Here is a 12,196-nt window from a genome sequence, read left to right on the forward strand (position 1 = left end):
ATTAAATATGACTATAAATAAAATCAAGGAATATATAAAAATCTTTTTCCAAATTTTCATCTGCCTTTAACTCAACTTTCTTAAATTTTATCCTTTATAATTCTATCACACATTTCTCCATTTATTTAAAATCAATTATAAATTAAGCAGAAAAAAAGTGAAACCTAAAGGCTCCACTTTTAAAATCTCTTTATTATAATCTTGTTACATTAATAGCTTTTCTTGGTACAGTTCTTTTATATTTTACTTTTGGATATCCAATTACCATACAACATGCTAATTCTTCACCTGCATTTATATTTAAGAACTCTTTTATTTTAGGATTTAAGTAAATTGCTCTTTCTAAGAACCCACTAAAGTATGTTCCAAGTCCTAATGTATCAGTTATAAGTTCCATTTTAGCTCCTGCTAAAGCTCCATCTACAACTCTTTCTGCCTTTATTCCTATTAATAAAGGTGCTTTAAAGAATAATCTATCTTCTCCATTTGGATCTTGTAAAAAGTCATTATACATCTTTTTCCACATATGTGCATATACTATATATCCTTTTGGAGTATTTTCGTCAGAAAGCATTCTAATTCCTTCTGCATTTAATGTTTCTAAAACCATTTTTCTTAATTCTTGAATCTTATCTTTTACTACGATATATGAAACATCTTGAGCATTACTTCCTGTTTGACAGTACTTTCCTGCTTCTAAGATTTTTTCTATCTTTTCTTCTTCTACTTCTGTATTTTTAAATAATCTAACACTTCTTCTAAACTTCATAAAGTTCATTAGATTTTCCTCTTCTACAGAGAAAGTCTTTTCATCATATTCTTTTACTTCATCCATAGAATATTCTTTTTCATCATCACAAGAAATTGCTTTAACTGGACATATTGCTATACAGTGTCCACATTTTATACAAGTTTCATTTTTTATAAATGATTTCCCATCTCTCATTTCGATATCACTAACTATACAATCTTGCTTACATAATGTACATCCTATACATTTTTCAGTATTTACTATCATTGCTTTTCTCCTTCGTTTATCTTATTTGATATCTCTATTCTATCACTTAAAGTTTACTTTAAGTCAAGCATTGTTAAATAAAATTCTTTTTTCATTTATAGTATATACATATCTTAGATAATTTATAAAAATCTCTTATTCCATTTATTAAGCTATCTTTTGATACTCAGGATAAAACTTGCATCTTACTATTCCAGCTCTTCCACTTCTATTTTTAGCTATTATAAGTTCTAACTCTTCACTTACTTCATCTTTATCTTTTCCCTTATAATAAGAATCTCTATAAGTAAAAATTACTGCATCTGCATCTTGTTCTATACTTCCACTATCTCTTAAATCTGAAAGTAAAGGTCTTCTATCATTTCTTTGTTCTACGCCTCTTGAAAGCTGACATAAAATTATTATATTTATATCTAACTCTTTTGCTAAAAGTTTTAAGCCTCTAGTTAACTCTCCTATAGCATTTGCTTTTGTATCTTTTACATCCATATCCATAAGTCCTAAATAATCTATAATTACTACATCAACACCCTTAGTTTGTTTTAATGTCATAATCCTTGCTCTTATACTTAAAATAGATTGCTTTGGATTACAATCTAAATAAAGATTGCCTCTCTTAGCCATTCTACCTGCCTCACTTATAATATTCTCAAAATCATTTCCTTTTAACTTTCCATTTTGAATAAGGCGGTGTTTTATCATAGTATTTTTAGATATAAGCCTAATTCCTACTGCATCTTCTGTCATTTCTAATTCATGTAACATAACTTTATGTCCATTTTCAGCTAGTCCATCTGCTATATTAATAGCAACAGCTGTTTTCCCCATTCCTGGTCTTCCTGCTAAAACTACAAGTTCTCCTTTTTTTAATCCATTTAAAGCTCTATCTAGAAGATCATACCCTGTTTTCATTCCTAAGATATCTCCACCATTTAAATACCTCTTCTTAATTTCTTTTAAAACCCCTTTCATTAACTCCTCCTCTTTTAATAAATCACTCTTTATATTACAGCTGCTTTCTAATCCCTTAAATATCTCTTCTCGTATCTCCTTTTCACTTTTTCTTCCTGTTAATAACTCCTCTACACTTTTTCTTAATGTAGATACCATCTTTCTTTTTACACTTAGAGATTTTATTATTTTTAAATAATCTTCAATATTAAAACTTCCTCCCCCTTCTCTAAGACTTGAAAGATAGCTTACACCACCAACTTCCATAATTTTTTCTACTCCAATATGATTACTTAAAGTAACTACATTTACCCTTTCACCCTTAGCATAAACCTCTTTCATATATGTGAATATAAATTTATGTTTCTTATCATAAAAGTTTTCTTCATCAATAGTATTTATAACCTGTTCTAAATATTTATTGTCATTTAAAATTATTCCTAAAATCTCTTGCTCCACCTCTAGATTAAACATTCCTAATCCTCCCAATCCTCATTACCAATTTCTCTATATAAATTTTCCTCAATCTTTTTCCTTCTTTGCTTTTGATCTAAAATAAGCTCTAGCCTTCTTCCCTTTTTATAAAATGTTTGGCTCACTCCATTTTTGTATAGCTTATAATCTAAAAGCTCTTTCTCAACTAAGACCTTCATCCTTTTTCTTAATGACTTAGTTAAATTAATCTCTAAAAGTGGATTATTCTCTAAAATATTTTTATTTGTAATCCAGTGATATGCCTCTCTACCAAAGTTTCTCTTCATAGTCTTTCCTGAATCCATAAAGTCAATTACATATCTCAAAATATGTATATCCTTCAAGTCTAACCCTTCTTCACAGACCTTCTCTACGCTAAAGCCTAATATCCATTTTCTCATCCTCATCCACTCCCCTGCTATATATTAATCTTTTTTTATCTTTATTTATCTTTATTTGGGCACTCCTAAAAGGTCATAGCTATTACTCCCAAAAACACCTGCTAATTCTCCTTGAAGTTCTCTACCTACCTTCTAAAAAATACCCCTCACCTTGTATATATGCAGAAAAAAAAATTGTGGGGCAAATTTCTAAAAAAATTCTAAAAAAAATTTTTTCTTATTTTGCCCCACAATAAAAAAAGTTGCATATTAGCTAAAATCATTTCCCTATAAAATTTTAATTAGCATGGTTTTCTTTCTATAAATTTAAGCTTCCTTAACTATTATGCTATAATAAAAAAATATACTTTTAATTTTATTAATTGGAGAATTATTATATGGATAAATCAGAAAATAAGCTTTTAAACCACTTACTTGAGATTGTTGAAAAAAATAAAATTTCCTTTTCACGACTTTTTACTCTTATGGGTTTTAAGCATAAAGGACCTAAGATAATCTATAGTGTTTTAAAAAATGATACTACAAAAATTTCAAAAGCATCTAATAACTTTATTAAAATAAAGTTTAATGTTAGATCTGAAATATATACAATGAGCTATTACATAAATAAAGATGTGCCTCCTACTATATCTCTAGATGGTCCATCTAAATGGTGTAAAGGAGCTAAATTACATTCTAAGTTTAAGATTACATTAGAGTTAGATGAAAATAATGCTTTAATATTAGATAGGCAAGCTAAGAAAACCTATTGGAGAGATGACACATCTGAAATTAATATGGATATGAGAAGAGAGTTAGTAACACTTAGTAAAAACTATTCTTTAAGTAAATTTGCTTACCGTCTTTTCATATATATAGGATTTATATTCCTTTTAGATCATCATATGGAACCTTTTATCATCCTTTTAGTTATAGGATTAATCATCTATCCTCTTGCAGGTATACTTAAAAAGAAATTTGATAAAGCTTTAGAAAAAGCTCGTATGAAATAAAATTCTATAAAAAAATCGGAGAGCTATCTTTTAGATTGCTCTCCTTTAAATTTCAATTTATTTTACGTACATCTATCACAAGGATCATCCTTTGGACATTCACTTAAACTTCCACTTAAGATTTCTTTACTTCTTGATAATGTACTACAAGATTTACTATAATGATATGACTTTCCTTTTGGAACCCAATATACAGTCTTCGTATTTTCTACAGCTTTATTTTCTACATTGTTATTTCCTGTGTTCCCTGTTCCATTATTACTTCCTGTATTCCCTGCTCCATTATTATTAGTAGTAGTTTTATTTCCATCCGTATAACTCTCTGTTTTTGTAGTTGTATTATTCTTTGCTTCATTAAAATTCTTATTATTTCCTGAGGAGCTTGTACTATTCTTTGAATCTCCAGGTGTAAAACTTCCTTCTTTACATGTAGTTTCGATTCCTTTTCCTGTTGACTTTATTATTATATCTCCACATTCATCTGTTCTATGAAGTTCTGCTCCCTTTGCCTTAATTTTATCTAATACTTCTTTTGTTGGATGTCCATAATTATTATCGCCAGTTAAAATAACTGCATATTCAGGTGCTACTTTATTTAATAAAGCTTCACTTGTACTATATTTTGAACCATGATGTCCTATCTTTATTAAATCAACATCTGGTAAATCATTTATTATTTCATTTTCTGTTTCTTCTCCTGCATCTCCCATAAATAAGAATTTATCATTTCCATTTACAAATAAAGTTACTAGAGAAGATTCATTTTTATCTTTTCCACCATTAGTATTAAAAAACTTTAAATAGCTAGTTTCTGATAATTTATGTTCTGAACCTTCTAAAGGAACTGATGGATTCACACCCTTATTAGCAGCTGCATTTATAAAATCTCTATATGTTTTAGTATCTGCTGAGCCGTTTCCTACTAGTAGTTTCTGAACCTTTACATCCTTAAAAACTGCATCTAATCCACCACAATGGTCTGCATCTGGATGTGTATTAATTACATAAGTTAATTCTTTTATTCCTTGCTTTTTAATATACTTAGTAACTTTTCCTTCATCATCATTGTCTCCACCATCTATTAAAGCTGATTTATCTCCTTGGACTATTAAAATTGAATCTGAATTTCCTGTATTGATAAAGTGTATAGTTGCATCACTAGTTTCTACAACTTTATTATCCTTGCTTTCTTCTGCTTTTTTGTCAGTTTTCTCTGTCTTCTTATCAGTATTATCCCCTTGTCCTAAAACTGAAGACTCTTTTACTGTCTTATTTGCAGCTTCTGCACTTCCTTTGTCACAACTTACAAGTCCTAAGCTAGTTGCCCCCAATAAAGCTATAGAACCTCCAAATAATATCACTTTTCTTAAAAAATTATTCTTTCGTTTCACCATCATATTTCCCCCTTAGTTTACATAACAATTATACAATAATGAACTCTCGTTTACGAATATTTTATATATTAGACTTTTTTCCCTTAATTATTCTAATGTTATACTATAAAGAGTAACTCAAATTTAGGAGGAATTTTATTTATGTCAACAAAAGAAGAATTTTTTGAATATAATTTAGATGACACGTCATACGCTGCTTGTGATTTAAAATATGTATCAAGAAATCTAATCAAATCTCGTGATGTATCCAATGCAAAAATTGGACTTATATCCATTCTTTTAACAATTGCTACTCTAATAATATTTTCTACAGCTAATGATTTATTCGGCTTTACTATGGGATCTATTTTAGGTATCTTCTGTTTAGGTATTCCTTACAGTTATTTATTTATGAAAACTATCGATATTATAAGAAGAAGAAAGGCATCCCCTTCACTAACAATTTCATTTAAAGTATCAGTCTTCTTTTCTATATCACAAATAGTTCTTATTACAGTATTTTTATCAGCATGTTATTTAGTAATACATCTTTTACTAGGTGCTCAAGAACTGAATTTTTCCCTAAGTTCTCTTTTGAACTTTGAAACTACAAAGTTTCTATTCTTATCTTCTTTTATAGGTTTTTTACTTATATTTATTTTAATAATAGGATACTATATAATCTCTAAAATATTACCTTTAGTGTTTTACACATATGCTTCAAGAGACCGTTCAGTAAATGACAGTCTTCGTATTGGTTTTACTTTAGGATTTAAAAATATTTTTAGATTAATAGGTATAGACCTTTCCTTTATTGGATTGACTTTATTATCAATTATCACTCTTGATATTTTGCTTATTTGGAAAATATTATATATATATACTTCAAGGTCAATTCTAATGGAAAAAATATTAAAAGATAATAATATTCTTTAAAAACTTAGGAGGAAATTTTTTATGATTATAAATAAAGAAGAAAATCTAGATCTAGATTTAACTTCATATAAATCTAAAGATATAAAGGCTTTTACAAGAAAGCTAGTTTATAATAAAGATGTTTCAGCAGAGCCTATAGGCTTTTTATGTTTTTTAATTCCAGTAATAGTTTCTATAATATTTTCTTTTATAGGAATTATTTTCTTCAGAACTAGCTTAATTTCTGATATTGGTAATATAGTAACTTTAATTTTTACTACTTTACTTTTAGGATATGCTTTTATGAAAAGTATTCAAGTTATAAAAAAGAAAAAAGTAACGATTAAATATATTTTTAATCCTAACGTAATTTTTATTTTTTTCCTTATAGCAATTATATTTTCTTTAATTGCATACTTTTTATATGAGCCTGTAAGTCATTTACTAATGTACCTTATGAAATCTAATGGGACAAATAATAACCTTAATTCTTTACAAGGTGCTGATGGATTACTTTCCCTTGCTGTTAATTCTTTAATTCTTTTATCTATAAAAGAATTAATTAAAAATATCATACTTTACTTTTTAGCAGTTATCTTATTCTTAGTTATTTTTAATATATTTGTTTTTCCTGCATATATTTCTGCGTCAAAAGACATTTCACTTTTAAATGCTTTTAAGAGTGGATTTAAATTAAGCTTTAAAAATATGTTTAAACTACTAAAAATAGAGTTTTCATTTATTCATATATTAATCTTTCTTCCATTTATACAACCTTTGTTTATCTGGAAAGGATTATATATATTTACTTCAATTTCTTTAGTTATTGAAAAATCACTACAAGAAATCTAGAATATTGTTTTTATTGCTAATTAAATAGTATGTTTCTTAAAAATGAAAATATTTTCATAGAATAATTTAGCAAAATTCAATTTTGTAAAATTAATAATTATTATCTTCAACTATTGCTTATTCAATTAAAAAAAGCCCTATTATTTGAGGACCAATTCAAATAATAAGGCTTTTTCATCAAAAAAAATATTTGATAAAAAAATCACTAACCTTAGTCTAACATAATTCCGTGTTTATTCAAGCTTTTAAACTTAACATGCTATTTATTAGCTCTAAAATGCACATTCCCTTCCTACTATGTCTTATTTCGTTCCTATTATGTAATATTATAAAAAATAATTTAAAGTAATCATTTCTCAAATTTATACAAAAATAAAAGAAGTTTTATCTTTCGAATACTCTTCAAAAAAATAAAACTCCTCCTTTTAAATTAAATCTCTGTTCTCAAAAAACTCATCTAAAGTTTCTTTTACTTTTTTCATTCTTAATCTACTAACAGGTATACTCGTATCATCTATTAATTTAAGATCAACCTTATTTACACGTAAAATATATTTAGCATTTATTAAGTAGGATGTATGACATCTTATAAAGAATAGATTTTCTAACTTTTTTTCTAAATCTCCCATTCTTTCATGAACATCTACAAACTTATCTTCATAGTGAACTCTAACAAGTTTTCCTACTGTTTCCATATAAGATATTTTATCTACCCTTAATTTTAGTAATGTACCTTGTTCCTTGATTGCTAAATAATCTCCTCTATCTTGATACTTCTTTATTAGCAATCTCTCAAATTGAGTCAGAAGTCGTTCATCATCATTTATAGGCTTTAATATATAATTAAAAGCTCCCATATCAAAACAATCCAGTACATATTTTTTGGTATAAGAAAGATATACAAGTTCTATTTTCTTATCAAAACTTTTAATATCTTTTCCAAGTATTACACCACACTCATCCCCAATATGTGTTTCTAAAAAAACTACATCTACTTTTGCTCCGTTTTTTAATGCTTCCATTAATTCGTTTGAACTACTAAATTTGCTAAATTTTGTTTCTATATTTTTTTTAAGAGCTTCTTCTCGTAGTAATACAATCAACTTCTCTACAAACTCTTTATCCGTATCACATATTGCTATTCTTATCATATTCGTTCCTTTCTTATAGATTTTTCCTATTACATTAATATATAATCTAATATTAAGTTAGCTATCCTTGTTATTTCAACAATAATAACTATAAGTTAATAAATATTTAAATTTGTTATTTTACTATACTTTTTATTGGATAAATTTTCACTTTTTTTATCCATATTTATACTAAAAAGAAAGAGACATCCTAGTGTTTTTAGTATGCCTCTGTTACTCTTATTTTATTAGTGACTCAATTAAATTTTCTGCATAATTTACTCTTTCTTATAATAATCGTATTATCTTTTTTCTGATACACCCTTATTCTATATAAACCTATCTCCTTTTTAGATTTTGCATATTCTTTATTTGGTGATATTTCTTCCTCATATATTAATCCTTCAATTTTAAATTTTCTCTCTTTTATGATATACTATATATATCTTATTAATAATTTATATCCGTTAATCAAAATTATTAATTTAAAACAATTGTTTAAGGATACAAATTAATCTTTTTTTATATAATATAAGTATATATTTTTATATCTAAAACTACTTTTCATTATGTAACTAATTTTCCAAATCAAAATTTTATACTATGAGAGGATGTGAAAATCTATGAACAATAAGCTTTTCGAATTTACTTTCAATTTTACTAAAGAAGATTTAGAAAATCTATTTAACCATGTTTCTGATTATTACACTGAAAATACTAAAGCTACTAAAGGTGTTCGGCTTTTAAAATATACTTTTTTATTTGCATTTATTTTAGGGATAGGCATTACTTTGTCTGATTTATTCACAAAGAATCTTACTATCTCAAATGCTATAATTTTTATATTAACTATTATGTCTTTTATTGTATTTACACAAATAAGTATTACTCCTAAGGGCTTTAAATCTTCTTTTTTACGATATATTGGAACAAAGCCTTTAAAGATTTCAATAACTGATACTACAATTTCTCGTCAAATACTTCTTACTGGGAAACCCTTTAAGGTTAATCTAAAATTTGCAAATTTATCTACTATTTTATTTCATGATGATATTACAATTTTAATTTTCAAAAATTTTTGTCTTCCAATTAAACTTGTAGAAACTAGCAGCGATTATACTGATATTCTTACTTTTTTAAATAGTAAAATATCATCATAAATTATCTTAGTTAAAAACAAATAGAGACATCCTAGAAATTTTAGGATGTCTCTATTGTTCTTATTTTATATTTGCTTATTTTTAAAAATACTCTAGCTTCTTTTATCTTTTTTAGTTTTTTAATTTATTTACTTCCTCTAGTTTTAATCCCGTAGCTTTTGCTATAGATTCCTTATCTAGACCTAATACTATAAGATTCTTTGCTATCTCTATTTGTTTTTTTCTCGCTCCTTTTTCTATTCCCTTTTGAATACCAATCTCCACTGCCTCTGTATCTAAATATGTTCTGTTTAACACTTTTATCTCCTCCTCTATCTTCTCGTCATATATGTATTTTTTATTTAGATAACTGATTAAGTAATCTATCATTACTAATATTTTATCATAATCTTCTCCTAATATCTCTCCCTTTTGAAAGAGTTCTGTAGCCTTCCTTGCTAACTTTTCAGTTTTTTCTTTTATCTTCTCTATAAATACTTCCTTATTTTTAAGATTTCCATTTTTAAAATTTCTAGCTAACTCTTTTCTCAAAAGAAATAACTGAAGTGGCAATAATGGATACATCTTATTTTCTATTATTGCTTTATCATCATATTCCCAATATTTCATTATTGGTACTTCATATTTAACTATTTGCTCCTTTGGAAATCTGATTTTTAATTCTAATTTCTCTGGAATCTTATTATTTTTCTCAATAAAAATAACATGTTGCTTCGGAAAAATTATTGTATCTAATCTTCTCTCTTCTAAACTCTTCTTAAAGCCATATTCAAGCATTCTAAAAACCATTGTTTTGTCATTTAAAGTTTGAAATTCAATGTGGAAATTAGTTTTTTCAAAATTTTTAATGTCTTGTATTCTAAAAAATACATCTGCTCTTAACTTTTCTAAATCTTCTGTTATAAATTCATTATTACTGACAGTTATTTGAACTTGATTTAATTCAAATTTTTCATTAAAAATACTATTTAAAAACTTTAATAGAACTCCCTTAGATACTGTAGTTGAGAACTTTAAAATTTCATCTAACCTGACACTTTCATTTTCTTCATTCATAAAAAAACTTCCTTTCAAATATTATTGAAAGAATTTGCAAATTCATATCTATATTATTGGCAATTAAGGAATATTTTATACGAACATATATTCTATTTTATAACTTTTATCAAGTTTATCTCTTATATAATCTATTTTACAAAAGAGACATACTAAAATTTTTAGTATGTCTCTCTTTATTTATATATTCTTTTTTTATTTACTTCAAACTCCTGTAAAGTAAAAACTATTTATTTTCTTTATTCCCATTTTTAATCTTGTATTAAGCTTACTCTTTCAATTGAATCAATTCTAATTAATTGAGTCTTATTAATTCCCTTTTTATCAGTAAAGATAAACTTAATCCATTCATCATCAATATCTAATATTGTACACTCAATATCTCTTTTAGAAACCATTTGTAATCCATCATCACTTACTAATATACATCTCTTATTTACAAGCTCTGATAATATTTTAGACATAGATTTATCCCCCTTTAATTCTCTTTCAAACTTTTTAATTTTTGACTCCAATTTTTTAACTTTTTCCGGATAAGAGGAATAACACATTACACATACAAATGCAACGACTCCCAAATACTCCATAATACTCTCTCCCCTTTATAACTACTTAATCCCCATATTTAATTATACACATTTTTCCATTTAATTCCTATATACTTCTAAGTATTCTTATTTACTATTAATTTTCTTATATATCATATCTATATGTGGAATTCCATCTTCTAAATACTCCTCAGAAACCTGCTTAAAACCAAGACTACTATAAAACTTTAATAAATATGCTTGTGCTTGAATTTTTATAGTATCCTCATTTAAATTATTTTCTATAAAATGGATTCCCTTTAGCATCAACTCTCTTGATATTCCTTTTCCACGATAACTCTTTTTAACTGATACTCTTCCTATAGACATTTCATCAAAAGAAACTCCTTTTTCTAAAATTCTCAAGTATGCAATCACTTCATCCTTTTCTTCAAGAAATAAATGATATGATTTAAAATCTTTATTATCACAATCTAAGTATATACACTCTTGCTCAATAATAAATATTTCATTTCTTAATCCTAAAATTTTATATAATTCCTCTACAGAGAGTTCATCAAATCTTTTAGTTTTCCAATTCATAAAATTTCCTCCAAACATTTATCTTGCTTATTATATGATATCATTTTTGAAAGATTTTTTAATGCTATATTCTTTCTTTTAATCTGAAGACTAGCCTTCAATATCCATATTATGTATAATATATATAATCTATTTAATAAATTTCAGGAGTGTGGTACATATAAAGAAGTTACTTAATATAAAAAACTCTTATAAAATATTAATCATATATTTCATAACTACTATTATTAGTATGATTATATCTAGCTCTATAGTAACGTATGAGTATATCAAAAGTGAATTACAAAACTACGTGTGGGTTAGTTTATTTTTCACAATTTCATTTTTAATTCTAATAAGATTATTTAAAGTAACATTTAAATCAATATCTATCTTTTTAGGCATAATTATGTTTTTACTTTTATTTTCATTATTAAACCTAGATTTTTTTGTCTCAATAGGGAGTACCCCAGATCCAGGTTTATTTCCAATAATGACACTTATCTCTCTTTATACAACTCTACCCTTTCAAGGAATTATAAATACCTTAATAGGTTATGGGATAGAAAATCTTTCTTATATTATAGTTCCAGGCTATATATTACTATTAGCTGGACTTAGTTATATTACACTTAATTTTAATGCTAAAACTTCTAAAAAAAATAAAGAGACGCTCTAGAATTTTTTTCTAGAGCATCTCTTTTACTTTTATAATTTTACTTCTCTAAAATTAAATTTCTGCCATGGTTTTATATAATCAATTAA

12 protein-coding genes are annotated in these 12,196 nt (G+C 26.0%); 4 read left to right on the plus strand and 8 right to left on the minus strand.

Translation table 11 applies throughout. The features are described from left to right. Positions 1 to 193 precede the first annotated feature (193 nt). The 3 genes from Q0W06_RS13375 to Q0W06_RS13385 form a co-directional block, all read right to left on the minus strand. Positions 194 to 1,018, minus strand: coding sequence for a nitroreductase family protein (locus Q0W06_RS13375; RefSeq protein WP_297636510.1), 825 nt, complete (start codon positions 1,016 to 1,018; stop codon positions 194 to 196). Between the two features lie 147 nt (positions 1,019 to 1,165). Then, positions 1,166 to 2,443 carry a replicative DNA helicase gene (locus Q0W06_RS13380; protein ID WP_297636512.1) on the minus strand — a complete coding sequence of 426 codons (1,278 nt, stop codon included), beginning with the start codon at positions 2,441 to 2,443 and terminating at the stop codon, positions 1,166 to 1,168. Between the two features lie 2 nt (positions 2,444 to 2,445). Then, positions 2,446 to 2,844 (minus strand): hypothetical protein, encoded by a 399-nt coding sequence (locus Q0W06_RS13385; RefSeq protein ID WP_297636513.1) that lies wholly within the window; start codon positions 2,842 to 2,844, stop codon positions 2,446 to 2,448. A gap of 377 nt (positions 2,845 to 3,221) precedes the next feature. On the opposite strand from Q0W06_RS13385, the gene Q0W06_RS13390 reads away from it, so the two are divergent. Beyond that, entirely contained in the window at positions 3,222 to 3,836 is a 615-nt protein-coding gene (locus Q0W06_RS13390) for a hypothetical protein (protein WP_297636515.1), read from the plus strand. A 62-nt stretch (positions 3,837 to 3,898) separates the two neighbouring features. On the opposite strand, the gene Q0W06_RS13395 is transcribed toward Q0W06_RS13390, so the two are convergent. Continuing rightward, positions 3,899 to 5,230 carry an MBL fold metallo-hydrolase gene (locus Q0W06_RS13395; protein ID WP_297636517.1) on the minus strand — a complete coding sequence of 444 codons (1,332 nt, stop codon included), beginning with the start codon at positions 5,228 to 5,230 and terminating at the stop codon, positions 3,899 to 3,901. 141 nt (positions 5,231 to 5,371) lie between these two features. Here Q0W06_RS13395 and Q0W06_RS13400 point away from each other — a divergent pair, with 141 nt between their 5' ends. Next, on the plus strand, positions 5,372 to 6,145 hold the full coding sequence (locus Q0W06_RS13400) for a hypothetical protein (RefSeq protein WP_297636520.1): 774 nt from the start codon (positions 5,372 to 5,374) through the stop codon (positions 6,143 to 6,145). Positions 6,146 to 6,166: 21 nt separating this feature from the next. Further along, on the plus strand, positions 6,167 to 6,976 hold the full coding sequence (locus Q0W06_RS13405) for a hypothetical protein (RefSeq protein ID WP_297636522.1): 810 nt from the start codon (positions 6,167 to 6,169) through the stop codon (positions 6,974 to 6,976). Positions 6,977 to 7,401: 425 nt separating this feature from the next. On the opposite strand, the gene Q0W06_RS13410 is transcribed toward Q0W06_RS13405, so the two are convergent. Next, on the minus strand, positions 7,402 to 8,127 hold the full coding sequence (locus Q0W06_RS13410) for a LytTR family DNA-binding domain-containing protein (protein WP_297636524.1): 726 nt from the start codon (positions 8,125 to 8,127) through the stop codon (positions 7,402 to 7,404). Positions 8,128 to 8,729: 602 nt separating this feature from the next. Between Q0W06_RS13410 and Q0W06_RS13415 the strand changes: the two genes are divergently transcribed. Further along, positions 8,730 to 9,266: a hypothetical protein gene (locus tag Q0W06_RS13415; RefSeq protein ID WP_297636526.1), complete on the plus strand. Its 537-nt coding sequence runs from the start codon at positions 8,730 to 8,732 to the stop codon at positions 9,264 to 9,266. Positions 9,267 to 9,377: 111 nt separating this feature from the next. Here Q0W06_RS13415 and Q0W06_RS13420 read toward each other — a convergent pair whose 3' ends face one another. From Q0W06_RS13420 to Q0W06_RS13430, 3 genes are all read right to left on the minus strand, one after another. Further along, entirely contained in the window at positions 9,378 to 10,322 is a 945-nt protein-coding gene (locus Q0W06_RS13420; RefSeq protein ID WP_297636529.1) for an Rpn family recombination-promoting nuclease/putative transposase, read from the minus strand. Positions 10,323 to 10,573: 251 nt separating this feature from the next. Then, a complete protein-coding gene (locus Q0W06_RS13425) occupies positions 10,574 to 10,909 on the minus strand; it encodes a hypothetical protein (protein WP_297636531.1) in 336 nt (111 codons plus the stop codon). Between the two features lie 87 nt (positions 10,910 to 10,996). Beyond that, complete coding sequence (locus Q0W06_RS13430; protein WP_297636534.1) at positions 10,997 to 11,452, minus strand: GNAT family N-acetyltransferase; 456 nt, start codon at positions 11,450 to 11,452, stop codon at positions 10,997 to 10,999. Positions 11,453 to 12,196 lie beyond the last annotated feature (744 nt).

Origin of the sequence: uncultured Clostridium sp., from assembly GCF_947072515.1 — a bacterium.
GTDB lineage: Bacteria > Bacillota > Clostridia > Clostridiales > Clostridiaceae > Clostridium.